This is a genomic window from Alphaproteobacteria bacterium HT1-32 (assembly GCA_009649675.1).
GTDB lineage: Bacteria > Pseudomonadota > Alphaproteobacteria > Rhodospirillales > HT1-32 > HT1-32.
Genome location: WJPL01000003.1, coordinates 299,002 through 324,308 on the forward strand (window position 1 = coordinate 299,002; position 25,307 = coordinate 324,308).

Below are 25,307 nucleotides of genomic sequence, written 5' to 3' on the forward strand. Positions count from 1 at the left end.
AGAATGTCCTTGCTAAGATAATCAGAATTGTCCGATTTATGCGAATATCCTGCGGATAAACCGACAGATAGAGAGAGATTATTCGATGACAGAAATTGACCTGACAGACCGCAAGATTCTGAATTTACTTCAGACCGAAGGACGAATATCGAACGCTGATCTGGCCGAACAGATAAACCTGTCCCCCTCTGCCTGTCTGCGGCGTGTCCGGCGGCTGGAGGATGAGGGGGTGATCGACAGCTATGTCGCACTTCTCGATCAGACAGCCATCGGGAAGCCATCAGATATCTTTGTCGAAATTACCGTTGCCTCACAGCGCGACGAGGCTCTCCGGGCTTTTGAAGCAGCTGTCGCTGAATTGCCCGATGTCATGGAATGTTATCTGATGTCCGGATCGTCCGATTACATGCTCCGGGTTGCTGCAGCCGATACAGCCGACTTCGAACGCATTCACAAGAATCTGGCGCAATTACCGGGACTGGAGCGGACCCGTTCCAGCTTTGTCCTGAGAACGGTCTGCAAGAAAACAGCCTTCCATCTGTAATGGCCTGACACATTCCGGAACGGGAGCAGACAACAAAAAACGGGCCCCTGTGAAGGAGCCCGTTTCCAGTCCGGCACGGAGGCCGGCGATATTCTCGGAAATTACGCTTTCGCGAGGTTTTCCGCTGCGAAGTCCCAGTTGACCAGGCTGTCGAGGAAAGTCGACAGATAGTCAGGACGACGGTTCTGGAAGTCGAGATAGTAAGCATGTTCCCAGACGTCGCAGGTCAGCAGGGCAGTCTGGCCATGAGCCATCGGCAGGTCTGCATTCGGGGTCTTCGTGACCTTCAGCTTGCCGCCGTCGAGAACCAGCCATGCCCAGCCGGAGCCGAACTGCGTGGCACCCGCTGCCTTGAATTCTTCAACGAACTTGTCGTAGGAACCGAAATCTTCGTCGATCTTCGCTGCCAGCGCGCCTGTCGGCTTACCGCCGCCACCCGGCTTCATCGAATGCCAGTAGAAGGTGTGGTTCCAGATCTGGGCTGCGTTATTGAAAACACCGGCCTTCGAAGCATCGCCAGCCGAAGCCTTGATGATTTCCTCCAGCGAGGCGTCGGCCATCGGGCCGTCCTTGATCATGCCGTTCAGATTAACGACATAGGTGTTGTGGTGCTTGCCGTGGTGGAAGCTGAGCGTGTTCGCAGTGATATGCGGCTCGAGAGCGTCCTGCGCGTACGGCAGATCGGGGAGTGAGAATGCCATGATGCCTCTTCTTTGTTTGGTTGTCAGTTACAAGACTACGGGAGACACATAGAACCTCCGGCCCGAAATTTGAAGCCCGGTTTCCCGGTTTAGGACGGTTTTTCCGGGTATCACCCCGATCTTTACGATAATTACCTGTTTGCCCGTAAGGTCACGTCAAATGTTATATTCTTATAACTAATCTGTTTTCCACAAGTCAATGCCACACAAAACGACAGATCAACAGGAGTGGCAGCCGATGCCAGATGAACCAGCGTTATCCTATTGTGCCGCAGAAATCCGGCGATATGACCGTGACCGCTTCCTGACCGCGCTGTTTGCACCGCCTGCCATACGAGAGAACCTGTTCGCCCTCTATGCCTTCAACCATGAGATCGCGAAGACGCGGGAGAGCGTCAGCGAACCGATGGTCGGACGAATCCGCCTGCAATGGTGGCGTGAGGCGCTCGATGGGATCGAAGCCAACGAACCACGCAAACATGAAGTTGTCGAAGCTCTGTATCGCGCACAGCAGTCAGGTCTGAAAATCGACAGCCTTCGCCCGCTGATTGATGCCCGCGAGTTTGATCTGGATGAAACAGCGCCCGCGACACTGGACGAACTGGTCGCTTACGCCAGAAAAACATCGGGCAAACTGGGCCTCACTGCCGCCAGCCTGCTGGATATCGATGATCCGGACACACTGAAAGCAGTCGAAGATGCAGGAACTGCCCATGCGGTTGTCGGTCTGATCCGGGCCATACCTTTCCATTCACGGGACCGGCGGCGCTTCATCCCGGATGATGTCATTGCCGAATCCGGTGCCGGTCTGGATGATCTGTTTGAACTGCGGTCCAGCGAAGAACTCAAGGTCGCCGTTTCCCGGATCGCCCGGACCGCAGATAAACTGATCCGCCAGGCCCGGAAAGCACGGACAAGGCAGGGCAGGGCGGCCATGCCCCTGTTGCTGCTGACCAGTGTTGCCGCCTCCAATCTCAAACGTATTGCGAAAGCCGGTTATGATCCGGCCAGCCGGGCCATACTGACTGCCTCACCAATGCTGGCGGCCAATCTCTGGCTGCGCGCAACCATCGGTCGTTACTGATGATTTCTTGACGTGGAAACAACATCACGGTAATGACGCTTTACTGATTAGGGAAGAAACCATGTTCATGAGTGCGCTGCGACGACGAATCTGCACGCCGGTCACTGACCGGCGCTAACCGCACGCCTCCGCCCTGACGAGCCCGTGCTGACTTTACTGTCAATCTGACCACGGGACGACCTTCCAGATGTTTGAACTTTCCGCGACTCAGCCGGCTGACCTTCCGGCCATCGAAAACCTGCTTGATACTGCTTTTGGCCCGAACCGGCATGCCAAGACCTCTTATCGTTACCGGGTTGGCGTCGATCCGGTTCCCGGCTTGTCTTTTGTCGCCCGCTCTCAGGGCACCTTGCTGGGCTCAATCGCCTATTACCCGGTACTGATCGGCGCCTCGCCAGATCCGGTCCTGTTGCTGGGACCGATTGCGGTTGATCCGGCGCTTCATGGTCGCGGCATTGGCGCCAGCCTGATGCATCACAGCCTCAATCTGGCGACGAGCATGGGGCACGGGCTAACTGTTCTGGTTGGCGATCCAAACTATTACAAACGGTTCGGTTTTCATCCGGCGTCACCTTGCGGAATCTGGATGCCGGACGAGGATCAGAACCGGCTTCAGTTACGGGAACTGAGTGAAGGCACTCTGGCTCACACCAGCGGCGAAATTCGCCACTGGGGGTCAGTTCGATGTGCCGCAGCGTGACATGGTCCTGACCAGTCTGGCCTGACCCGGGTTAAAGCCCCTGCAGGGGCGAGCCGTCCATTGCCGGGCCATCAACATCGAGATGACGGAGCACTGTCGGCGTGATATCGGTGACCGAGCTTTGATGATCACTCACACCAGTCGCAAAACCCCGGCCAGAGACGATCAGCATCGGGTTGGTTTCATACGGGCCGAGACCGCCATGCTGGCCAAAGCCGGTACTGTCTTTCGGGCTGAACGGATCACCGCAGACATCCCCCAGCCCCGGCACGCCAAAACGATTGGCTTCACCGGACTTTGCCATGGAGAAGGCAATCTGCATCGGTGTATCGACACGATGCCCGGCAGCAGCCAGCTCCTCACCCGCAAAGACATCGCCGCACCAGGCCTGTGCCCGCAGCCAGCCGGCGATGTCATCAACACGCGACAAAGCCTCCGGCGCGAAGTAGAGCAGGGCGCCCATTCCGCTGGAGCCAAGCACCACATCACTGGAGACCGGGCTTTCCTTGAAGCCCTGTTCCACCAGCATTTCCGTCACCGGCACCACACTTCGTGCCGTTTCATGACCGTGATCGGATCCGGCGATGAACAGCACGTCCTCACCCCGGTCACGCAGGCCCTGAACCGCCGCCATGACCTCTCCGGCCCGGCTGTCCGCACCGGCGATGTTCGCCAGATGATCTGCTGACCCCAGTTCCTGCACATGCTGCGAATGATCCGGCTCACAAATCCACAGCAGATTGAGCGCAGAGACAGGGCCGTCACGAAGCCAGTCACAGAACCGCCGGGTCACTTCTGCATCCCCGCCTGCGTCATAAGCAACGGCGGGATGTTCATCACCGGTAACCGGCTCAAAACCCGGCCGCCACGACCCGGAGCGATGAAACAGGGTTCCATGACCATCCGGGTCCTGCATATGCGCCGCACCTGCCGAGGAATTGGTATGAATGACGGCACCGCCCTTATCTTTCAGAACCTGCGTCAGGGTCGGACGATGTAATGTCCGGCCCGTCGCCGCCCGCCAGCGTTCCCGGAATTCCGGCGGACCAACGGATACCGCCTGCAGGCCCTGACCTTCATCAATGGCAATCGCATTGCCCTGAAGGCCATGAGCGCCCGGCAGACAGCCGGTTGATATGGAGGCTGACGTAATCCGCGTTGCAGACGGAAACACACCCCTGTGGTTTGGATAATGGCGGGAGGCTGCCGCCAGGGCAGCCAGATTCGGTGTCAGTTCCGGGCGAACCATATCACCACGCAAACCATCAACGATCAGAACAACGGCCCGTGCCATCTGCTTACTCCGCTGCCATATGTGAATCATCAAGCCAGGTGCCGATATCTGTCAGGGCACGGTCACTCATGGCTTTCTTGCGATCGCGTCCCTTGATCTTGCGTTTGCCTTCTGGCGGTTGTGGCGGCGGCAACAGACCGAAATTGATATTCATGGGCTGGAATGTCTCTGCATCCGCGCCGCCCGTGATATGCGACAGCAACCCGCCAAGAGCCGTCGTTTCCGGCGGGAAGGAGATATCGCGACCCAGACGCTCTGCCGCTGCAAAACGCCCGGCCAGCAGGCCAATAGCAGCACTTTCCACATAGCCTTCAACACCGGTTATCTGCCCGGCAAAACGAATCCGGGGCTGATTGCGCAGCCGCAAAGCCGGATCGAGCAGTTTCGGGCTGTTGATGAAGGTATTGCGGTGCAGTCCGCCAAGTCGTGCAAACTCTGCCTTTTCCAGCCCCGGAATCATCCGGAATATCCGGGTCTGCTCAGCATATTTCAGCTTCGTCTGAAATCCGACCATGTTGTAGAGCGTGCCCAGCGCATTGTCCTGCCGCAACTGGACAACAGCATGTGACCGCTCGTCACTATGTGGATTGGTCAGGCCAACCGGCTTCATCGGTCCGAAGGAGAGAGTTTCGCGACCGCGTTCTGCCATTACTTCAATCGGCAGGCATCCCTCAAAATAGGGAGTGTTCTCCTCCCATTCCTTGAAGCTGGTTTTCTCACCGGCCAGCAACTCATCTATGAAGTTGTTGTACTGGTCCTTTGTCATCGCACAGTTGATGTAATCCTTACCTGTGCCGCCGGGGCCGGGCTTGTCATACCGCGACTGATACCAGGCGCTGGAGAAGTCGATGGATTCTTTATAGATAATCGGCGCAATGGCATCAAAAAACGCCAGTTCATCAGCCCCGGTCAGGCCGCCGATAACTGCCGACAGCGCATCGGAGGTCAGCGGGCCGGTTGCCAGAATCACACTGCTCCAGTCCGCCGGTGGCAGGGCATCCACTTCTTCACGGCGGATATCGACCAGTGGCTCGGCTTCAAGCGCTGCGGTCACCGCGTCGGAAAAATGCTCACGGTCAACGGCCAGCGCCCCGCCGGCCGGAACCTTGTGCTGATCCGCCGACCGCAGAATCAGCGATCCGGCACGGCGCATCTCCTCATGCAGCACGCCAACCGCATTATATTCATGGTCATCGGAGCGGAATGAATTGGAGCATACCAGTTCTGCCAGTCCCTCCGTCGCATGGGCATCCGTTTTGCGAACGGGCCGCATTTCATGGAGGATTACGGGCACACCGGCACGGGCCAGTTGCCAGCAGGCTTCACTGCCGGCAAGACCGCCGCCAATGACGTGAACCGGCTCGATCCTGTCTGTCATTATTTTCTGCCTGATTGTTTGTGTCCGCGACTGTATCCACCGCCACAGCGCTTTCAACCGGAAAGGCTTGATTTCTTATATTTGAAGGCGTTGCATAGAGATGCTGATTTTGAGGGCGAAGCAAATGCGGCGACTTGCTGCACATTTTTCCGGAGCGATTGCGCTGCTGCTGGCGGGCGGCTGTCTGCATGACCAGCCTACAGCCATCGTTCCCGAGCCTGATGACAACGCCTTTATCCGGTTCGATCAGTTGCTGGTTCAGGCCCGCAAGGACCAGCTTATGGCTGATATGGTCTATGACGGGAAAATCTATATGGACCCGTCCATGACGCCGGCACTGATCGCTGTGCCGATGGTCTATCGTGCCCGGCAATGCGGGCTGGACACATCCGCCTCCCGGCCAGATCTGCTGCAGTTTCTTGAATCCAAGGGCCTCAATTCTGCCGATATCGCAGAATATATGAATTTTTTCGATGCTGGCCTTCAGGCACTGCAGCTGCGCAGCGGGCCATCGCCTTGTGCCGGACAGGAAGCTACCGATTTCAAGGCGATGTTTGATGAGTTCAACCGGCTGATTCTTCCCGGTGCCGAACCACCCCGGTTTCCGGAAACATTGCTGGCAGACGCCGCCGACGCCCGGCCACCCGTCACGCCGCCGGCAACCGCTGTCTGGGCCGACCAGCAGACAACCGGACCAGCAGCAGGCCCTTCCGTCTTTCCCTGGTCGCCAGCGCCTGGCGGGGCCGCCGTGACGCCCGGCACATCGGAAGTTCTGCCCTGGCGGCAAACCAGCCCGACAACCGGCTATTCGCAACAGACATCGACATCCGCCTATTCAAGCCGGTATGCGACGCCCGAACCATACGTGCCACCGACCCGTGCTGATGTACGCTATGCGGTGCAGTCCGACATCGGGAATACGACCGGCATTCCGATAACGGAAGACCAGCAGCGCCGTTCGTCAATTGAGGCGACCGGCGTCGATCTGACACCCTGGCTGCGCTAACACGGGTTCAGCCCCGGTCAGCCGTCATCATCTCAAACAGGTTTTCCAGATTACGGGCAAAACCCGGACCGTCACAAAGCGGTGACCCGGCGACCTGAGCCCTCAATCTCTCCCGCAATAACGCCAGATCCTCTGCACGCTTCGACCATTGCACGGCAAGTGTGACGTAATCCTCGATACTTTCAGCCGAGAATCCATCCAGCCCGGCGACCTTCTGGTAGGTCATGCTGTAACGCGAGACGATACTGTCGCCATACTGCGTTATGGTCGGCACGCCCATCCACATCGCTTCGCAGGTAACGATGGAGCCAGTCCAGGGGAAGGGGTCCAGCACCAGATCGATCTTGCCGTAATCCGCCAGCAAGTCTGCGTGTGAGCGGCGACCGATCAGATCAATTCTGTCACCGGCAATCCCAAGTTCCCTGAACTTTCCGAGAATATCATCCGCAACACCCGGTGTATCCAGCGACCGGCATTGCAGCCGCAGGCGAGCCTCTGGCAGCCGGGCCATTATGGCCGACCATGCTGTAATCACAGCATTATTGATCTTTGCCAGCCGGTTGAAGCAACCGAAGGTCACAAAGCCGTTTGCCAGCATCGGCAGTGTCGCTACATCCGGTGCATGTTCCGGCGGGCGATAGCAGATGCTGGCATCAGGCAGACGGGCAATCTTCTCGACAAAATTTTCTTCCGCCTTCGCCGGTGTCAGCAGCGGGTCACCAATCAGCCAGTCGACCGCGGTCAATCCCGTCGTGTTCCAGTAGGAGACTGGCCAGGCCGCAATCACAGGTGCCGGTTTCCGGGCCAGAACAGCCAGCCGGTTATCGCGGGTATGCCCGGACAGATCGATCAGCAGATCCAGTTCATCCTCTGCGATCAGATCAGCCGCCGCAGCATCATCAAATCCGGAAATATCACGCACGGCAGCAAGTCCCGGAGCGAGACGGTCCAGCGCACCATCTTCACTGCGGTTGTTGATATAGAAATAAATCTCGACCCGGCCCGGGTCATGGGCAGCAATTGCGGCTTCGCTCAGCCAGCCCGCCGGATGGTTACGATAATAGGCCGCAAAATAGCCAACCCGTAACCGGCGCCCCGCACGCGAATGTCTTACAGGCACGGATACCGGCACGTCCTGTTCCAAAGTCCCGGCATAGCGCCGATGTTCAGCCAGTACCTTGTCAGTTCCCAGTGTCGGCAGATAGGGCAGGTTCATCAGATAGTTAGACCAGACCAGCGGATCGTCAGGCCGCGCACGCAACACACGGGCGTAAATATCTGCCGCCTCACCACAACGGCGCATTGCCTGCAGGTTATTGGCCAGCGCCAGCATAGCCGGATAATGATCCGGTTTGATAGACAGGGTTCGCCGCAACTCCCGCTCGGCATCATCGAGACGCCAGACGCGGGTCAGCAGGTTGCCGTAGTTGAAGGCAATTTCCGGATGTTCCGGCATAAGGGCCACGGCATTACGATGCGCCTGCAGCGCCTCATCAACCTGATCGACACCTTCCAGCGCCCGTCCCAGATTGCTCCAGATAGCCGGATTCCGGGGCTCGACGACCGATGCCTTGCGGTAAGCGGCCAGTGCCGCCTCAGGCTCGCCACCTTCCAGCAGCATATTCCCGCAGGCATTCAGCGACGGTGCGTCCAGATCATTCCGCAGTGCCGCATCACGGGCCAGATCAAGTCCGCGATAAGGGCTGGTCCGCGCAAACAACAGGGCAGCCGTTGCTGCCATCAGGTTTCCGGTCGTCGTCTGTTCCGCCTCAAGCAACGGCCAGTATTTTGGCCACCGCTCTGCCAGCCCGGCAAAGGCAACCGGGATGTCTGCTGCCGCAAGGTTGTAAGACGGCTCCTCATCCAGTGTCGCATTCGCCCGGTTCATCAGTGCAGTCATCTGCCGGAACTTGTCCCATTCCGGGCGAATAGAATGTGCCGCCATGACGCGCCGGATAGCCGCAACCGCAGCCGCACGGTCATCCTGCTGCAAGGCCAGACAAACCATCTCAAAGTCTGCCTGACGCTGTTCCAGACCGCGTTCGGTTTCGCGTAGTTTTTCAGCCGCTGTCGACATTCACTCTATCGGGTCGTGGGTGATTTGAGAGACTCGATAAATACCACGACCGGCAACCGCATACAGCAGAAGAGAAACCGTCAGTTTCCTGTGCCGTGCGTGATCATCAGTTCAATGCTAGTTTTTTGCTGCCCGCCACACAGATGGAAACCGACCATACGCAACTATACCCGCCTCGATGCCTTCCTGAATCAGCGCATCAGGGATATCTATCCGGAACCGCTGGGAGCGCCCCGTCTGTCGATCCCAGCCCGCATGGTGCCCGCACTGATCGACCATCATCATATTCAGCAGGGGGCAAAAGTTCTCGATATCGGCTGCGGCCATGCGCTGATCCTGAAAGCCTTTCGTACTGCTGGAACGCTCCGGATTTAAGAACATCCGTCAGAACAACACCGCCCTCTGCATAACGGCGGCAGCTCACCCGGATCGCAACAGCCCCACAGCCGCATCGCGTTCAAACAGATACAGCAGAACCCGCAATGCCTTGCCACGGTCGCTCTGTAGTTCCGGGTCACGTTCAAGAATCAGCAGCGCGTCATCCCGGGCGGCAGCCATCAGGTCAGCATGGGCGGCCAGATCGGCAATCCGGAATTCAGGCAGACCGGACTGGCGAACGCCAAGCAGTTCCCCCGCACCGCGCAAACGCAGGTCTTCCTCAGCAATCAGGAAGCCGTCTTCGGTATCCCGCATCACCTTCAGACGTTTGCGGGCTGTCTCGGTCACCGGCTGGGCGTAGAGCAGCAGGCAGGTCGATTTCTTTGCTCCCCGGCCAATGCGTCCCCGCAACTGATGCAACTGGGCAAGGCCGAAGCGTTCCGCATGTTCAATCACCATGATCGTCGCATTCGGTACATTCACCCCGACCTCAATCACCGTGGTCGCGACCAGAAGGGACGTCTCTCCGCTGGCAAAAGCGGCCATTGCGGCGTCCTTCTCGGCACCTTTCATCCGGCCATGCACCAGCCCGATACGGTCTCCGAAAATGCCTTTCAGATGTTCGAACCGGTCTTCAGCGGCGGCAAGGTCGCTGACTTCCGATTCCTCTACCAGCGGACAAACCCAGTAAGCCTGTGCACCCTCACTGATCTGCCGCCGCAGCCCTTCCACGACATCTTCCATTCTGTCAGCAGAAATTGTCCGCGTATCAATAGGCTGACGGCCTGCCGGTTTCTCCATCAGGCGGCTGGTATCCATATCACCATAGGCGGTCAGCATCAGTGTGCGCGGGATCGGGGTGGCGGTCATCACCAGAGTATCGGCCGCACGCCCCTTGCGGCTGAGGTCCAGCCGCTGATGCACCCCGAAACGGTGCTGCTCGTCGATCACAACAGCGGCAAGGTCCTGAAATTCGATGTCCTTCTGAAACAAGGCATGGGTGCCAATTGCAATCTGCGCACGCCCGTCAGCAATCTGCTCCAGTATCTGACCACGCGCCTTGCCCTTGTCACGGCCGGTCAGGATGACAACACCGACGCCAATCGCCTCGCAGATCGGGGCAATGGTTTCATAATGCTGACGGGCCAGAATTTCGGTCGGGGCCATGATCGCACCCTGCGCACCGGCTTCCACCGCATTCAGTAGCATCATCAGGGCAACAACCGTCTTGCCGCTGCCGACATCGCCCTGCAACAGGCGCAACATGCGATCAGCAGCCTTCATGTCCTGCAGGATATCAGCAACCGCCGCTTCCTGACCCGCCGTCAGTTCAAAGGGCAGGGCGGCCCGTGCTGCCGCGATCAACCGGCCATCCCCCAGCAGACTGCGACCAAGCAGTTTCCGGGCATTCCGGCGGATCAGCAGCAGCGCCAGCTGATTCGCCAGTAACTCGTCATAAGCCAGTCGTCGCCGGGGAACCGCATCCGGCTCCAGGTCTACCGGGGCTTCCGGTGCATGGGCAGATTTCAGGGCCGTCAGCCAGTCCGGCCATTTCTGTTTCGCCAGCCACGGGCCATCCTGCCATTCCGGCAGTTCCGGTGCATGCTTCATCGCCTGTTCGACAGCTTTCTGCATGACCTTCGCCGTCAGACCCGCAGTCAGCGGATAGACCGGCTCTGCCCGCATGATTCGGTCTGCGTCCGACGGCAGCCCGATATGATCGGGGTGGGTCATCTGCAGCCGGTCGTAATAGGTCTCCAGCTTGCCTGAAATCAGCCGTTCCTCACCCGGTGGCAACATCCGGACCAGATAATCCTGCTTCGCATGGAAAAAGGTCAGTTCCAGTTCACCCGTATCGTCATGCACAAATATCCGATAAGGCTGTCTCCGGTTTTTTCCGGCAATATGCTCCGACGCAGTGACCCGCAAAGTCACAATACGTCCGGGGATCGCATCAGCCAGTTTCGGGGCATAGCGCCGGTCAACGATGCTGGCGGGCAGTCTCAGGATTAGGTGCACAACTTTAGGGCCGGCGATCTTCTCGATAAGATCAGCCGTGCGCTTTCCAACACCGGCAAGACCGGTGATATCCTTGAACAGGGGAAACAAAATTTCCGGTCGCATAACACTCCAATGCGAATGGGCGGCTGACAACAGGGTAGGGAATGTCTATATCCCCGGAAACCGTTTTCCTCCAGAAGCGCAGATATGGACGATCCAGAAAAACTCCGCCTGAAGAAACTTCTCCACCGCAGCCGCTACCGCGGTACCAGCGAACTCGACAATCTGGTCGGCGATTTCGCCGCGACCTATCTTGACGGGATGAGCGACATTCAGAAAGACCGGTTTGAGGGATTACTGAACGAAAACGACACCGATCTGTACAAGTGGATCACCGGAACCGCGCCTGTACCAGATGATGTTGACCATGATGTCATGCAGATGATGCGGGACTTTCAGAACGGATATACGAAACGGTGAATGCCCTGACACCGAAACCGGAAGACACCGGTCGCTTAACAGTCGGCGGTGCACCTGAAGGCTATGACGCCTGGTTGCTGGCACAGATTGCAGCTGACGGCGGACAGGCGATGTTTGTCCTGCGTGACGACGCCAGAATGGCCCGCACCGCAGATGCGCTTCGTTTCTTTGCACCAGACACCGAAATCATCGAAATTCCGGCATGGGATTGTCTGCCCTATGACCGTTTGTCACCAAAACCGGATGTCGCCGGACGGCGGGTTGCCGGTCTGGTCCGTCTGGCGACGCTTGGCGAGCGACCAGCCATCATTCTCACCACAACGGCATCGGTCCTGCAGCGCGTCCCTCTGCGGAAATCGCTGACCGGGCGTCGGATTGCCCTGGCGGCAGGCTCTGCCATCCGGACAGAGAAGCTGATTTCGTTCCTTGAGACGAATGGCTTTCACCGAACCGACACCGTGATGGAAACCGGCGAATATGCTGCCCGTGGTGGCATTATCGATGTTTTCCCGCCGGGCTCTGACCGCCCGATACGAATCGATTTCTTTGGCGACGATATTGACGATATCCGCCTGTTCGATCCGGAAACCCAGCGCACCGTCGAAAAGATTTCCCGAATCGATATCCACCCGGTCAGCGAAGTCGTTCTGGACGAAGAAAGCGTTGCCCGGTTCCGGACCGGGTATCGTGAACGGTTCGGCGCGGTCGGTGATGAAGACCAGCTTTACCTCTCCGTCTCCGAGGGACGCAGGCATATGGGGATGGAGCACTGGCTGCCACTGTTTCACCCGGCCATGGATACGATTTTCGATTATGCGCCTGATGCCAGCCTGTTTCTGGACAGCCAGATTGATGCATCTGTCGAAGCCCGGCTGGAGCAGATCGCCGACTATTTCCAGGCCCGTGATGAAATGCGCGGCACAAAGATGTTCAAGGATGCGCCGGACTACAAGGCGATGCATCCGGAAGCCCTGTATATCGGCCCGGAAGACTGGGAACGTCTGCTGCAGGCAAAGTCGGCCCGTACCTTCAGCCCGTTTGAAACCGGTGGTTCAGATGCCGGTGGCCGTCCCGGACGTAACTTTGCCGAAGTTCGCAATCAGCCGGGCGGCAATGTCTATGATGCGGCAATCGAGCATTTCAAAGACCTGACAAAACGGGGAATGCGCCCGCTTCTGGCAATTAGCGGTCGTGGCGCCGGGGAACGGCTGGCAACCGTGCTCAAGGAACATGGCGCACCGGAAGCCATCTTTGTCGACAGCTATACCGACATCAGCAACCTGCCGGCCACGACCATCCCGATGGCACTGCTTTATGTCGACCACGGGTTTCTTGCCCCGGATTTCGCTGTCATCTCCGAACAGGACCTGCTGGGAGAGCGTTATGCGCGCCCTGCACGCAAACGCCGGGCAGAACAGTTCATCAATGATGCCGGCACGCTGGGTGAGGGCGACCTTGTTGTCCATGTGGACCATGGTATCGGGCGTTATGAGGGTCTTGAGACCATTTCTGCTGCCGGGGCACCGCATGATTGCCTCCGGCTTGTCTATCAGGGCGGCGACAAGCTTTACGTGCCGGTCGAGAATATCGAGATGCTGTCCCGGTTCGGGTCCGAAGATGGCGCAGCCTTCCTCGACAAGCTGGGTGGTGCCGGATGGCAGGCCCGCAAGGCACGCCTGAAAAAACGCATTCGCGATATGGCTGAACAGCTGATTCGCATTGCTGCGAAACGAAAAATGAAAACAGCACCGGCCTTTGAGGTGACTGACGGTGCCTATGACGAGTTCTGTGCCCGGTTTCCGTTTGAGGAGACCGAGGATCAGGCCGCAGCCATTCATGATGTCACTGGCGATCTGAAAGCCGGACGGCCCATGGACAGGCTGGTTTGTGGTGATGTCGGCTTCGGCAAGACCGAAGTCGCCCTGCGTGCGGCCTTCGTTGCCGCCCTCAGCGGGCATCAGGTCGCCGTTGTCGTACCGACGACGCTGCTGGCCATGCAGCATTACAAGACCTTCGCCGACCGGTTCCGGGACCTTCCCGTGCGGGTGGTGCAACTCTCCCGGCTGACATCATCCGCAGATGCCAAGGCCATTCGTGAAGACATGGAAAGCGGCAAGGTCGATATTGTCGTCGGCACCCATGCGCTGCTCTCAAAAAATACCGCCTTCGCCAATCTCGGTCTGCTGATCGTCGATGAGGAGCAGCATTTCGGTGTCGCCCACAAGGAACGCCTGAAACAGCTGAAAGCCGACGTTCATGTACTGACACTGACCGCAACCCCCATTCCACGTACATTGCAGCTTGCGCTGACCGGCGTGCGGGAACTGAGCGTAATCGCAACACCACCGGTCGACCGTCTGGCTGTCCGGACCTTCATTCTGCCTTATGATCCGGTCATCGTGCGCGAGGCATTGCAGCGCGAACTGCATCGTGGCGGTCAGGTATTTTATGTCTGTCCGCGTATTGGCGATATGGACCGGCTGGTTGGCCGTCTGCGCAAGCTGGTCCCGGATATCCGCCTCGCCATAGCCCATGGCCAGATGTCCGGCAAGGAGCTGGAAGATGTCATGCATGCCTTTGCAGACGGCAAGTTCGATGTACTGGTCGCCACCAACATCATCGAAAGCGGACTCGATCTGCCGAACGTCAACACGATGGTCATTCATCGTGCCGACATGCTGGGCCTGGCACAGCTCTATCAGCTGCGCGGCCGGGTAGGGCGCTCGAAGCTGCGTGCCTATGCCTATCTGACGGTGCCGAACGACCACAAGATCACACCGACCGCAGAACGCCGCCTGCAGGTCATGCAGACCCTCGACAGTCTCGGTGCAGGCTTCAGCCTCGCCAGCCATGATCTCGATATTCGTGGTGCCGGGAACCTGCTTGGCGAAGAACAGTCCGGCCATATCAAGGAGGTCGGGATCGAACTCTATCAGCAGATGCTGGAAGAAGCCGTTGCTGCCATCAAGGATGGTGACCCGGATGACGAGACGGACAGCCGGGAATGGTCACCGACAATCAATATCAGCACACCCATTCTGATTCCGGAAAATTATGTGCAGGATCTGGGCCTGCGCCTCAGTCTCTATCGTCGTATGGCGAGCCTGTCAGACGAGATGGAATCGGAAAACTTTGCGGCAGAACTGATCGACCGCTTTGGAAAACTGCCGGATGAAGTAGAAAACCTGCTGAAGGTGCTCTCCATTAAACGGACCTGCAAACAGGCGAATATCGAGAAGATCGACGCCGGTCCGAAAGGGGCTGTCATCACTTTCCGGAACAACCAGTTCGACAATCCCGGCGGGCTGGTGGCCTTCATCGCGAAAGAAACCGGCGCCGCCAAGGTCCGTCCGGATCACAAGCTGGTCATTCGCCGCGCCTGGGATCGCCAGCAGGACCGGATTACCGGTGTCAGCCGTCTTGTCCGTGATCTGGCCGTCATCGCCGACGGCTAGGCACTGCCGCTTTGCGCTGAGATGGCTCCCTCCGCCGCTGTCTGAAACATCCGGCGCAGAACTTCCGGCTCCTGCGCACCGGCGATAGCGTATTTCTCATCCAGGATAAAACAGGGAACCCCTGTCACGCCAAGACGGTGCGCTTCAGCATTTTCGCGATAAATTTCGGCCCGGTCTTCATCAGTAGCCAGGTAGGCTGACAACATTTCCCGATCAAGGCCGGCGGCAACACCAATTTCCGTAAGCACGGCCAGGTCACCAATATCCTGCCCCTCCAGAAAATATGCCTCGAACAACCGTTCCATCATCGCTTCACAGGCATCCTGCGTCGCATTTTTCTCTGCGAAACGGATCAGGCGATGAGAATCAATCGAATTTGGTGTGCGCTGAATTTTATCGAAGGCGAAATCGATACCATTTCCAAGACCGGCGCGCCGGATACTGTCATAGACCCGTTCGGCACGGTGCTCACCGCCAAACTTGGTCGACAGATAGGTTTGCCGGTCCATCCCGCCATCAGGCATATCCGGATTCAACAGGAAGGGGCGCCAGTGAATCTCAACGGTTTCACCCGTGATACCTTCCATCGCTTCTTCGAGACGACGCTTTCCAATGAAGCACCAGGGGCAGATCGTATCGACAACAATGTCCAGTCTCATGGGAATATCCTGATTTAGTTACGGCTCAACATGGCCTTGACTTAAAGACCACCAGTCAGGGCGCAGCCCGTTCCATCATGGCATCTGCGCTGTCCGAATCCTCCATATGGGCAATACCAGCGATCAGGTCCACCGCAACCGGGCGATAAACATCATAAACCGCCAGATCCGTATTCACGAGAATGCCCAGAACCCGGTCACGAACGATCTCCGCCTCATGCCTCGGCGTATTCGGCAATACAATCGTGAAGCTGTCATCCAGATCCCGCGAAACCAGATCTTCGGTTCGCAGCAACTGGGTGATCCATTGCGCAACCTGCTGTGTCATATGATACAGCGAGGGCAGGCTGAATTCTGCGGCCATTTCCGGATAATTCGCGATTTTCACACGGATGATCGAAATCGGATGCCGCATCGCCCGTGCCGTACCGACTGCCGCCAGCAGGTGGCTGGACAGAAAGGCGGGGCTGTAGGTCCAGGTCAGCGGGTCAACGGTTTCGTCATGCATTGTCTGGCGAAGCGACCGGTTGAGTTTCTGGCCGAGAGCAAAATGCCTGGCGCGCTTTGAGGACAGAAAGCGCCAGACTTCCATATCCCCGTATTTGAAAACCACCTGTGTCACACCTGCGCGATACAGAGCCATATCAAATTGCTTCTCGCCATTCGTGGCAGCAACGATCGGCAGGTGAAACAGTCTCGGATTATTGCGGATCCGGGAACAAAAGCCCGGCCAGTCCTGGGTCTCATCCGTCGCATCAAACAGCAAAGCATCGTAAGCGTCAGAGACCAGTTCCTGTTCCGCCGCCGCCAGATCACTGACCCGGTGCGTCAGACCGCCTTCAGTCAGATCCCCTCCAAAGCTCTCGGCTTCACTGGTCTCCAGCAATAACAGCTTCGGTTCCGCTTCGGAAACAGCCGGTGTGACAACCGTTTCGGGCTCCAGCCCAAATCGCCGGGCGAGGCTGAACCGTCGCCACATTTCCTCGTAGAGCATCGACATCCGGATCAGCGGGCGTGTCCGCGCCAGCAACATGACTTCTTCTTCGTCGCCAAAGAAAACCTCATCTGCTCCCGCGCTTGTCGCGCTGCTATAGGCATCGGCGTCTGCCGGATCGCAGAGCCAGGCGACAGGTGTCGGGGCAATTCCATCGCCATTATTCAGCAGCCGGGTAAAGCTGTCCCTGCTGCCCTGACGCAGATATTCAGCAACGATAACCAGATCCGGACGGTTCTCGGCAACAACACCAAGACCAGCCCGTTCGGACGTCACGAAAAACACACCGTCACGTTCCCCGGCAATCGCAATCGCCAGTCGCTCCATGTCAGCACTGCGTTCACCAACGCAAAGGATGTTTGCACGTCTTCCCATAGCTACCATCATGCGCATGTTGCGCGATTAAATCCATGCATCAATAGTCACACCGACAACCTGTCAGGGGCCGGCATTCACAAGCAGAAAGAATATCATATGACATCAAAAACCGTATTCATTGCAGATGATGATCCCGATATCCGGTCGTTGCTGGAAATTGCGCTATCTGATATCGGCGGTCATGAAGTCATCTTTGCCGAAACCGGAATGCAGGCTCTGTCGATGACGGCAGAGCTGGGGCGTGCTGATATCGCTCTTCTGGATATGTATCTGCCGGACATGCAGGGCCCTGAACTGCTGACCCGCATACGGGCGATTGCACCGGCAAAACTGAAGATCGTTTTCCTGACCGGTGCCACGGCCCCGGTCCGGGAAGAGCTTGCGCAACTGAAGCCGGACGGCATCATCACCAAACCGTTCGACCCGCTCACGCTCGCCGAAGAAATCAAACAATATCTTTCCAGTTAGATGTCTATTTATCTGTTATATATAGGAAAAATAAATGTTCTTGTTTTGTTCTTTACACGGAATTTCTGATACGCTATAACCTCCCGACACCAACGAGGGAGAGTTGAAATGCAAATGATCAATCGTTCTGAAATGCTGTTGAGCGCCATTTCCGTCGCTGCCGGTTTCACCCTGATGATGACCGTTTTTGCCTATGGCTGGCTGATGGCTTTCAAGGTTATGGCTGCCTGATCAGGGGGTAACGCTTCTGCGGCAGTTTACCGCCCGGAGAACAGCAGGCTGATAAGCTGATCAGCGGCCACACCGGCGGGCAGGGTGCCGTCTTTGACTAGTGGCTCAATTCCGGCGATCTGGCTGGAGACTTCTTCATTATTCCGGAACCGTTCCATCAACCGGTCTTCGATCACGTCCCACATCCAGCGCAGGTTCTGTTGCTCGCGGCGTGCAGGAAGGGCGCCGTTTTCAGTCATCACCGTCTGATGTTCGATGATCCGTCCCCAGAGATCCTCTACACCTGTATTTGCCAGCGCGCTGCAGGTGATGACGGGCGGACGCCAGTCCGCGTTCTGGGGTGTCATGATGTTCAGAGCGCTGCGGTAGTCACTGGCGGCGCGGCGGGCGCGGCGTTCATTGTCACCATCAGCCTTGTTGATGGCGATCATGTCGGCGACTTCCAGCACGCCCTTCTTGATGCCCTGTAACTCGTCACCCGCACCGGCGATCATCAGCACCAGAAAGAAATCGACCATATCGGAGACCGCGATTTCTGACTGGCCGACCCCCACGGTCTCAACCAGCACAATATCAAACCCGGCGGCTTCACAAAGCAGCATGGTCTCCCGCGTCCGGCGGGTTACCCCGCCCAGCGTCCCGGCAGAAGGTGAGGGGCGGATAAAGGCATTCGGGTCAACCGACAGCCGGGCCATCCGGGTCTTGTCGCCCAGAATGCTCCCCCCGGTCCGGGAACTGGTCGGGTCCACCGCCAGCACCGCCACCTTGTGTCCGGCACTGGTCAGATTGCTGCCCAGCGTATCGATGAAGGTGCTTTTCCCGACACCCGGCACACCGGTTATTCCGACACGATGTGCCTTCCCGGCCGCAGCAGAGACGCCCTTCAGCAGGGCAGATGCCTGTTCCCGGTGTTCTGCACTGCGACTTTCAACCAGCGTGATGGCACGGGCAAGAATCACCCGGTCGCCAGTCAGCACACCGTCGATATAGTCACCGGTCGAGAGTTTTCGCCGCCGGGGGCGGACAGGGCGTGTCGACAAAGTCACTGACAATCCTGCCGGTCAGGCAACCTGTGGCTCATCATCGGCCGCGCTGCTGATGGCTTTCAGCAACTCAACCGCAGCCTCGGCAATGTTTGTCCCCGGCGGGAAGATTGCCAGCGCACCCGCCTCATAAAGCTCATCATAATCCTGCGGCGGGATGACACCGCCAACCACAATGGCAATATCCTCGCGCCCCAGCGCATCCAGCGCCTGCCGCAATTCCGGCACCAGCGTCAGGTGACCGGCAGCCAGAGAACTGGCCCCGACAATATGAACATCATTTTCCACGGCCTGGCGGGCGGCTTCTTCCGGGGTCTGGAACAGGGGACCGATATCGACATCAAAGCCAAGATCGGCAAACCCAGTGGCGATCACCTTCTGCCCGCGGTCATGACCATCCTGCCCCATTTTGGCCAGCAGGATACGGGGGCGACGACCTTCTTCAGCAGCGAAGGCATCGATATAGCTTCGGGCATCCTGTGCCGCGGTTGAGTCCCGTCCCATCTCCGCTCCATAAACTCCTGTGATCGACCGGATTTCAGCGACATGGCGACCATAAACGACTTCCATCGCCGTGGTGATTTCACCAACCGTTGCCCGGTTACGGGCCGCATCAACGGCCAGTGCCAGCAGATTGCCACTGCCCGTCTTTGCCGCTTCTGTCAGCGCTGCCAATGAGGCGTCACAGGCAGACTGATCACGTTCTGCCCGCAACTGTTCTAGCTGGGCTATCTGCCGCCGACGGACCGAGGAATTATCGACCTTGAGAACCTGTACATTGTCCTTCTGGCCGGATTTATAGCGATTAACACCCACAACGGTTTGCCGACCGGAATCAATCCGCGCCTGTGTGCGGGCAGCCGCTTCCTCGATCCGCATCTTCGGAATACCGGCTTCGATGGCCTTTGCCATGCCACCCTGTTCCTCGACTTCCTGAATATGCGCCCAGGCGCGCTGTGCAAGATCGTGGGTCAGGCGTTCAACATAGTAACTGCCGCCCCATGGGTCGATCAGCCGGCAGGAACCGCTTTCCTGCTGGATGAACAGCTGGGTATTACGGGCAATCCGGGCGCTGAAGTCAGTTGGCAGGGCCAGCGCTTCATCCAGTGCATTGGTATGCAGCGACTGGGTATGACCATGCACGGCGGCAAACGCCTCAACACAGGTTCGCGTCACATTGTTGAAGACATCCTGCGCCGTCAGGCTCCAGCCCGAGGTCTGGCAATGGGTCCTGAGCGACAGCGACCGCTGGTTCTGCGGATCGAACTGCTTCATCAGACGTGCCCAGAGCAGGCGGGCCGCCCGCATTTTCGCCACCTCCATGAAATAATTCATGCCAATCGCCCAGAAGAACGACAGGCGCGGTGCAAACGCATCGACACTCAGCCCCGCCGCCATCCCGGCGCGGACATATTCAACACCATCAGCCAGCGTATAGGCGAGTTCCAGATCGGCCGTCGCCCCGGCTTCCTGCATGTGATAGCCGGAGATCGAAATCGAATTGAATTTCGGCATCCGCTCGGCGGTATAGGAGAAGATGTCGGAAATGATCCGCATCGAGGATTCCGGCGGATAGATGTAGGTATTGCGAACCATGAACTCTTTCAGAATGTCATTCTGAATGGTTCCTGAAAGCTGTTCCGGGGCAACGCCCTGTTCTTCACCCGCAACAATGAACAGCGCCATGATCGGTAATACGGCGCCGTTCATGGTCATCGAAACACTCATCTTGTCGAGCGGGATGCCATCGAACAGGGTCCGCATATCCATAATCGAATCGATGGCCACACCGGCCATGCCGACATCACCGGCAACCCGCTGATGATCTGAGTCATAACCGCGATGGGTCGCCAGATCAAAAGCGACAGAGAGACCTTTCTGACCCGCTGCCAGGTTTCGCCGGTAGAATGCGTTGCTTTCCTGCGCAGTCGAGAAACCGGCATACTGGCGGATGGTCCAGGGCTTGGTGACATACATGGTCGGGTAGGGGCCACGCAGATAGGGCGCGATCCCCGGATATCCGCCGGTAAAGTCCAGACCGGCCACATCGTCCGGTGCATAGGCTGTTTTCACATCAATGCCTTCCGGCGTCTCCCAGGGGGCAGCCTCGTAACGCGGGCTGGCAACCGGTGCGCCGTCAGCTGACAGGGGAAGGGTCGAGAAGTCTGGTAATCCGCTCATGCCTGGCCTCCTTCAAGCCGGTCATAGATACCGCTCAGAAAACCGGCGGCATCCGAGCCCGCATAGATATATCCGTCAATTCCGGCGGCTGCATAGTCTGCCTCCGCCGCACCCGGCCGTCCGGCAAGCCAGATCCGGGCAGCACCGGCCGCTTTCAGTGCAGCCGCAAGCGCCGCAGCACGGGCAGCATAAATATCATCACCGGAACAGAGTACCACTTCCCGGCAGCCACTTGCTTCAAAAGCAGAGACAATATCTGTATCAGCAGCATCTGAGGGGCCGTCGGTGATTGTCACGCCGCCTGCTGCTGCCAGATTACGGGCAAACATGGCCCGGGCTGAGAAATCCGCCAGCGATCCGATGAACGCACCAAAAAGAGCAGGGCGACGGCCGTTAAGTTCAAGATACTCATCCGACAGGTCCCGCAAAGCCTCATAGGCCGCAGAAGGGCGGAAATCAGCCAGAACCTGTGACAGTTTCTCACCCGGCAGGGGCAGGGTCCGCGATATCTGCTGAACGGTGGCACCACCCTCCAGCGCCCCTGCAACAGCAGCATAGGTCGTCGTCTCCAGACCCGATACATCCTCAGACCCTTCAGGTTCCGGAACCCGGACGATATTTGCTTCCGCGGTTTCCTCATCAAGATGGGGGAATTCGCTGACACCGGTGACCGGCAGCTTCCGGTGGGCTGCATCCCGGCGTTTTCTCTCAACAACTCCGGCAACCTCAGTCTGAAACCAGCCATCCTGCAGGGTGCTGACCATACCGCCACCGGCCTCGATCTTCTGGAACATCGCCCAGGCACGGTCAGCCAGGTGGTCAGTCAGATGCTCGATAGCGTAAGATCCTGCCGCCGGATCACAAACCGCACCGAGATGGCTTTCCTCATTCAGGATGACCTGAATATTGCGCGCCATCGCGGCTGATAATTGTGACCCTTCTCCCTCAACCGCCCAGGCATAAGGCAGGACCGTGATTGAGAAAGCGCCGCCGATGGCACCAGCCATACCCGCCGCAGTGCCCCGCAGCATGTTCACCCAAGGGTCACGGCTGGTGTACATCCCGGAGGCAGAAATCGCTTCAATAATTGCAGGGCTGTCAACGGCACCGCTGGCCTGCAGAATGCGCTGCCACATGCGCAAACCCGCCCGCAACTTCGCGATGGAGATAAACAGATCAGAAGAGGTGCTCAGCCTCAGGCGGACCATATCCGCAGCGGCCTGAACCGACAGCCCCGCATCAATTCCTGCACGCAGATAATGAACGGCAGTCGCAAGCGCTGCCGCGAGTTCCTGTACTTCTGTCGCACCAACCTTTTCATAGACCGCCCCATCAGAAACAAGATTAACAAAATCAATATTCTGAACGGATTCCCTGAAGTCAGAAATAAAGGAAGAAAGATCAAAAGAAAGAGTGCCAGTGAACGCCATCCGCCCAACCGGATCAGCCCTGAAGGCCTGTATCCGTCGTTCCTGACGACCGGCTTCTGCATCCAGCAACACCAGTTGTGCCAGAGCCATATCCCCGGCCTCAATGCAGACATCCGTATCCATGTCCAGTCGCTGCGCCTGTTCCGGGTTGGACAACACGACACCATCGCCTTTGCCAGGTTCTGATTCGAGACGAACCAGACAGGACGTCGCACCACAACGCCGGTGTTCGGCTATCTGAGCGGAAGCTTCTGCACCATCCGGATGGGTAACCAGCGTCCTGATATCCCACGGTCCCTGCCGGGCAGGCACAGCTTCACTGTCGGCGGGGCGTGTCGTGTAGAGTGGCTCGATCCGGACATCGTCATAGGTGCGAGAGACGAGGGTTTTATCGAAATCGCGGCCCTTGAGCGCACTTTCCACGAGTTTCAGCCACTCCGCCTCATCAGGCAGTACAAAACCTTCTGAAAGATCAAGTTCGGACAGGTCTTCAACATTCGCCAAGGGTCGCGCTCCTACAGAACAGTGTTTTCAGGCGGTGCACAGGCTACCGGCCAGCAGATTTTGCGCAAGTATAGCCGAACCAGACGGCCTGTCCCATGCTAACAACCTGAAAACAGTTCCTTATCTCTTCGTGCTGATGGCCCGGAGAGAGGGAGCAAGAAGGCTGAGCGCAAAGATTACAGCCGCAGCAACCACAATTGTCGGTCCCGCCGGTGTATCAAAACGGACAGCCGTGAACAGGCCAAGCGGCACTGTCGCAGAGCCGACCAGCGCCGCCAGCACCGCCATCTGCTCCGGTGTCCGGGCAAAGGATCTGGCTGCCGCAGCCGGGATGATCAGCATTGATGTGATCAGCAGGATACCGACAACCTTCATGGCGATGGCAATGACAACCGCAATCATCAGGACAAGCGAAGCTTCAACAATTGTCGTCCGGACACCTTCAGCTTCTGCCAGTTCCGCGTTGACGGTCGCCGCCAGCAACGGGCGCCACAGCCAGACCAGCAAGGCCAAAACCACAAACCCGCCACCGTAAATCAGGGCGATATCGTCTGTTCCAACGGCCAGAATATCCCCGAACAGATAACTCAGCAGGTCAACCCGTACAGAAACGGCAACGGCAACAACCACAAGGCCGATAGAAAGCGATGCATGAGACAGGATGCCCAGCAGCGTGTCATTTGGAATGGCCCGCACGCGGCGCATCAGAATCAGACAGGCCGCAATGCACACGGCCACGGCCAGAACACCGAACGACACATTTACCCCCAGCAACAGGCCCAGCGCCACGCCAAGCAACCCGCTGTGCGAGACCGTATCGCCGAAATAGGCCATGCGTCGCCAGACAATGAAACACCCAAGCGGACCTGCGACCAGCGCAACACCGATACCGCCAGCCATGGCGCGGAAAAGAAAATCGTCAAACATCAGTGCTGATGATCCTCTGCGCAGGTTTCCGGCATGCCGTCGGCGATCTGCCCATCAAGATGATGATGGTGATCATGGCGGTGGGTGTAGACGGCAAACGCATCCGCTGCTCTCGGCCCAAAAAGCCGGGTATATTCCGGGTTGGCACCGACATCTCCGGGCACGCCCGAGCAGCAGACATGACCGTTCAGACAGACCACACGGTCTGTCGATGACATGACAATATGCAAATCGTGGGAAACCATCAGCACGCTGCATTGCCGGTTGTTCCGAATCTGTGAAATCAGGTCGTAAAGTGCGATTTCTCCGGCAAAGTCGACCCCCTGAACAGGCTCATCCAGCACCAGCAGGTCAGGCTGTCCGGCAAGTGCGCGAGCCAGAAGAACCCGCCGGAATTCGCCGCCACTCAGGGTCTGGACGGCGGCATTGATCAGATGTTCAACGCCGGTTTCCGCCAGAGCCGAACGGATTGTCGGCTCGTCATGGATCTGCGTCAGTGACATCAGCCGCCCGACAGAAAGCGGCATCGTCCAGTCCACACTGAAATGCTGCGGCACATACCCGACCTTCAGGCCATCACGTCGTGATATCACGCCCTGATCAGGCTTCAGCAGCCCCAGAATGCAGCGTACCAGCGAAGTCTTGCCGCCACCGTTCGGACCAATCAGCGTGACGATTTCATTATCGACGATGTCCAGCGCCACAGATTGCAGGATATCCCTGCCGCCAAGCGTCAGACTGACATCCCTGAGATGGACAAGGTGAGAAGGGTTCAAAACAGCAGGCCTCAGATGAATTTCGGTAGCAGAACGCCAGGAAACCAGCCTGCGCGAACCTGCGATACACCGTTATATTATAACAACACCAGATTCAGCCATTCATTTCTGCGACTGCCCCGGCCGCCTGACATTCGGCACAGAGTCCGATCAGTTCCACACGCGTGCGGCTGACCGTAAATCCCAGTGCTCCCGTTCGCTTGCGCATATCTTCCTCAATGGCGTCCAGAGGCAGCTCACTGACAGCCGCGCAGCTTTCACAGATTGCAAACCCCACATCATCTTCATGCCCGTGCTGATCACAGGCCACAAAGGCATTCAGGCTCTCAATCCGGTGTACCTGTCCATCAGCACATAGCCGGTCAAGCGCCCGGTAAACCTGCGGCGGGGCAGACAGGCCGTCATCTTGCAGTTCACCAAGAATCTGATAAGCCCCGAGAGCGCGGCCCGACGCCCGCAAAATACGCAGGACGGCCATCTGATTTGGGGTAAGTTTTCCGGGTGCTGAACGTGCCATGGCGAAACAGTACACCGCTTCGGCGACCGGTGAAATGATGATCCGCCAGCAAAATGCCTGCAGCAACATTTCGCATACAATGAAATCGCGGTTTCACCAGT

The 25,307-nt window shown here is 57.9% G+C and carries 21 protein-coding genes; 8 read left to right on the top strand and 13 right to left on the bottom strand.

From position 1 onward, the window contains the following. Nucleotides 1-85: 85 nt before the first annotated feature. Nucleotides 86-544 (top strand): winged helix-turn-helix transcriptional regulator, encoded by a 459-nt coding sequence (locus tag GH722_16805; protein MRG73432.1) that lies wholly within the window; start codon nt 86-88, stop codon nt 542-544. A 101-nt stretch (nt 545-645) separates the two neighbouring features. On the opposite strand, the gene GH722_16810 is transcribed toward GH722_16805, so the two are convergent. Further along, entirely contained in the window at nt 646-1,245 is a 600-nt protein-coding gene (locus tag GH722_16810) for a superoxide dismutase [Fe] (protein ID MRG73433.1), read from the bottom strand. A 199-nt stretch (nt 1,246-1,444) separates the two neighbouring features. Between GH722_16810 and GH722_16815 the strand changes: the two genes are divergently transcribed. Next, nucleotides 1,445-2,329 carry a squalene/phytoene synthase family protein gene (locus tag GH722_16815; protein MRG73434.1) on the top strand — a complete coding sequence of 295 codons (885 nt, stop codon included), beginning with the start codon at nt 1,445-1,447 and terminating at the stop codon, nt 2,327-2,329. Nucleotides 2,330-2,516: 187 nt separating this feature from the next. Further along, a complete protein-coding gene (locus GH722_16820; protein MRG73435.1) occupies nt 2,517-3,029 on the top strand; it encodes a GNAT family N-acetyltransferase in 513 nt (170 codons plus the stop codon). Nucleotides 3,030-3,060: 31 nt separating this feature from the next. Here GH722_16820 and GH722_16825 read toward each other — a convergent pair whose 3' ends face one another. Further along, the gene (locus GH722_16825; protein MRG73436.1) at nt 3,061-4,353 is read right to left on the bottom strand and encodes an alkaline phosphatase family protein; all 1,293 of its coding nucleotides are present in this window, start codon (nt 4,351-4,353) and stop codon (nt 3,061-3,063) included. After that, nucleotides 4,328-5,701, bottom strand: coding sequence for a methylenetetrahydrofolate--tRNA-(uracil(54)-C(5))-methyltransferase (FADH(2)-oxidizing) TrmFO (locus tag GH722_16830; protein ID MRG73437.1), 1,374 nt, complete (start codon nt 5,699-5,701; stop codon nt 4,328-4,330). Before GH722_16830 ends, GH722_16825 begins: the two co-directional genes overlap by 26 nt. Before the next feature lie 124 nt (nt 5,702-5,825). Between GH722_16830 and GH722_16835 the strand changes: the two genes are divergently transcribed. Then, on the top strand, nt 5,826-6,707 hold the full coding sequence (locus tag GH722_16835; protein MRG73438.1) for a hypothetical protein: 882 nt from the start codon (nt 5,826-5,828) through the stop codon (nt 6,705-6,707). Nucleotides 6,708-6,714: 7 nt separating this feature from the next. Here GH722_16835 and GH722_16840 read toward each other — a convergent pair whose 3' ends face one another. After that, nucleotides 6,715-8,784 carry a tetratricopeptide repeat protein gene (locus GH722_16840; protein MRG73439.1) on the bottom strand — a complete coding sequence of 690 codons (2,070 nt, stop codon included), beginning with the start codon at nt 8,782-8,784 and terminating at the stop codon, nt 6,715-6,717. 114 nt (nt 8,785-8,898) lie between these two features. Here GH722_16840 and GH722_16845 point away from each other — a divergent pair, with 114 nt between their 5' ends. Continuing rightward, nucleotides 8,899-9,159: a hypothetical protein gene (locus GH722_16845; protein MRG73440.1), complete on the top strand. Its 261-nt coding sequence runs from the start codon at nt 8,899-8,901 to the stop codon at nt 9,157-9,159. Nucleotides 9,160-9,204: 45 nt separating this feature from the next. Here GH722_16845 and recG read toward each other — a convergent pair whose 3' ends face one another. After that, complete coding sequence (gene recG / locus GH722_16850; protein ID MRG73441.1) at nt 9,205-11,286, bottom strand: ATP-dependent DNA helicase RecG; 2,082 nt, start codon at nt 11,284-11,286, stop codon at nt 9,205-9,207. Between the two features lie 84 nt (nt 11,287-11,370). Here recG and GH722_16855 point away from each other — a divergent pair, with 84 nt between their 5' ends. Together GH722_16855 and mfd are read left to right on the top strand one after the other, a co-directional pair. Beyond that, entirely contained in the window at nt 11,371-11,643 is a 273-nt protein-coding gene (locus tag GH722_16855; protein MRG73442.1) for a succinate dehydrogenase assembly factor 2, read from the top strand. Nucleotides 11,644-11,753: 110 nt separating this feature from the next. Then, a complete protein-coding gene (gene mfd, locus GH722_16860) occupies nt 11,754-15,098 on the top strand; it encodes a transcription-repair coupling factor (protein MRG73443.1) in 3,345 nt (1,114 codons plus the stop codon). On the opposite strand, the gene GH722_16865 is transcribed toward mfd, so the two are convergent. Together GH722_16865 and GH722_16870 are read right to left on the bottom strand one after the other, a co-directional pair. Further along, nucleotides 15,095-15,757 (bottom strand): DsbA family oxidoreductase, encoded by a 663-nt coding sequence (locus GH722_16865; protein MRG73444.1) that lies wholly within the window; start codon nt 15,755-15,757, stop codon nt 15,095-15,097. The two genes, mfd and GH722_16865, sit on opposite strands and share 4 nt — an antisense overlap. A 55-nt stretch (nt 15,758-15,812) precedes the next feature. Next, nucleotides 15,813-17,144 (bottom strand): diguanylate cyclase, encoded by a 1,332-nt coding sequence (locus tag GH722_16870; GenBank protein MRG73445.1) that lies wholly within the window; start codon nt 17,142-17,144, stop codon nt 15,813-15,815. 81 nt (nt 17,145-17,225) lie between these two features. Here GH722_16870 and GH722_16875 point away from each other — a divergent pair, with 81 nt between their 5' ends. Continuing rightward, nucleotides 17,226-17,597, top strand: a complete 372-nt coding sequence (locus tag GH722_16875) for a response regulator (GenBank protein MRG73446.1) — start codon at nt 17,226-17,228, stop codon at nt 17,595-17,597. A 257-nt stretch (nt 17,598-17,854) separates the two neighbouring features. Here the strand turns inward: GH722_16875 and meaB are convergent, their stop codons facing one another. The 6 genes from meaB to GH722_16905 all read right to left on the bottom strand — a co-directional run bounded on the left by meaB (nt 17,855) and on the right by GH722_16905 (nt 25,275). Then, the gene (meaB, locus tag GH722_16880) at nt 17,855-18,868 is read right to left on the bottom strand and encodes a methylmalonyl Co-A mutase-associated GTPase MeaB (GenBank protein ID MRG73447.1); all 1,014 of its coding nucleotides are present in this window, start codon (nt 18,866-18,868) and stop codon (nt 17,855-17,857) included. 21 nt (nt 18,869-18,889) lie between these two features. After that, on the bottom strand, nt 18,890-21,052 hold the full coding sequence (scpA, locus tag GH722_16885) for a methylmalonyl-CoA mutase (GenBank protein ID MRG73448.1): 2,163 nt from the start codon (nt 21,050-21,052) through the stop codon (nt 18,890-18,892). After that, nucleotides 21,049-22,986 (bottom strand): hypothetical protein, encoded by a 1,938-nt coding sequence (locus GH722_16890; protein ID MRG73449.1) that lies wholly within the window; start codon nt 22,984-22,986, stop codon nt 21,049-21,051. The genes scpA and GH722_16890 overlap by 4 nt, the downstream gene beginning before the upstream one ends. A 120-nt stretch (nt 22,987-23,106) precedes the next feature. Then, a complete protein-coding gene (locus GH722_16895; protein ID MRG73450.1) occupies nt 23,107-23,913 on the bottom strand; it encodes a hypothetical protein in 807 nt (268 codons plus the stop codon). Further along, on the bottom strand, nt 23,913-24,755 hold the full coding sequence (znuC, locus tag GH722_16900) for a zinc ABC transporter ATP-binding protein ZnuC (protein MRG73451.1): 843 nt from the start codon (nt 24,753-24,755) through the stop codon (nt 23,913-23,915). Before znuC ends, GH722_16895 begins: the two co-directional genes overlap by 1 nt. A 28-nt stretch (nt 24,756-24,783) precedes the next feature. Then, nucleotides 24,784-25,275 (bottom strand): transcriptional repressor, encoded by a 492-nt coding sequence (locus GH722_16905; protein MRG73452.1) that lies wholly within the window; start codon nt 25,273-25,275, stop codon nt 24,784-24,786. Nucleotides 25,276-25,307: the final 32 nt, after the last annotated feature.

What these genes read in the sequence shown, in the direction of transcription:
- GH722_16820 (MRG73435.1), top strand. Translation starts at nt 2,517, where the DNA reads ATGTTTGAACTTTCCGCGACTCAGCCGGCTGACCTTCCGGCCATCGAA.
- GH722_16810 (MRG73433.1), bottom strand. Translation starts at nt 1,245, where the DNA reads ATGGCATTCTCACTCCCCGATCTGCCGTACGCGCAGGACGCTCTCGAG.
- GH722_16865 (MRG73444.1), bottom strand. Translation starts at nt 15,757, where the DNA reads ATGAGACTGGACATTGTTGTCGATACGATCTGCCCCTGGTGCTTCATT.
- GH722_16875 (MRG73446.1), top strand. Translation starts at nt 17,226, where the DNA reads ATGACATCAAAAACCGTATTCATTGCAGATGATGATCCCGATATCCGG.
- GH722_16905 (MRG73452.1), bottom strand. Translation starts at nt 25,275, where the DNA reads ATGTTGCTGCAGGCATTTTGCTGGCGGATCATCATTTCACCGGTCGCC.
- GH722_16840 (MRG73439.1), bottom strand. Translation starts at nt 8,784, where the DNA reads ATGTCGACAGCGGCTGAAAAACTACGCGAAACCGAACGCGGTCTGGAA.
- GH722_16805 (MRG73432.1), top strand. Translation starts at nt 86, where the DNA reads ATGACAGAAATTGACCTGACAGACCGCAAGATTCTGAATTTACTTCAG.
- mfd (MRG73443.1), top strand. Translation starts at nt 11,754, where the DNA reads ATGTTTGTCCTGCGTGACGACGCCAGAATGGCCCGCACCGCAGATGCG.
- GH722_16830 (MRG73437.1), bottom strand. Translation starts at nt 5,701, where the DNA reads ATGACAGACAGGATCGAGCCGGTTCACGTCATTGGCGGCGGTCTTGCC.
- GH722_16815 (MRG73434.1), top strand. Translation starts at nt 1,445, where the DNA reads ATGCCACACAAAACGACAGATCAACAGGAGTGGCAGCCGATGCCAGAT.
- GH722_16825 (MRG73436.1), bottom strand. Translation starts at nt 4,353, where the DNA reads ATGATTCACATATGGCAGCGGAGTAAGCAGATGGCACGGGCCGTTGTT.
- GH722_16870 (MRG73445.1), bottom strand. Translation starts at nt 17,144, where the DNA reads ATGCGCATGATGGTAGCTATGGGAAGACGTGCAAACATCCTTTGCGTT.
- GH722_16855 (MRG73442.1), top strand. Translation starts at nt 11,371, where the DNA reads ATGGACGATCCAGAAAAACTCCGCCTGAAGAAACTTCTCCACCGCAGC.
- scpA (MRG73448.1), bottom strand. Translation starts at nt 21,052, where the DNA reads ATGAGCGGATTACCAGACTTCTCGACCCTTCCCCTGTCAGCTGACGGC.
- GH722_16895 (MRG73450.1), bottom strand. Translation starts at nt 23,913, where the DNA reads ATGTTTGACGATTTTCTTTTCCGCGCCATGGCTGGCGGTATCGGTGTT.
- GH722_16845 (MRG73440.1), top strand. Translation starts at nt 8,899, where the DNA reads ATGCTAGTTTTTTGCTGCCCGCCACACAGATGGAAACCGACCATACGC.
- GH722_16835 (MRG73438.1), top strand. Translation starts at nt 5,826, where the DNA reads ATGCGGCGACTTGCTGCACATTTTTCCGGAGCGATTGCGCTGCTGCTG.
- recG (MRG73441.1), bottom strand. Translation starts at nt 11,286, where the DNA reads ATGCGACCGGAAATTTTGTTTCCCCTGTTCAAGGATATCACCGGTCTT.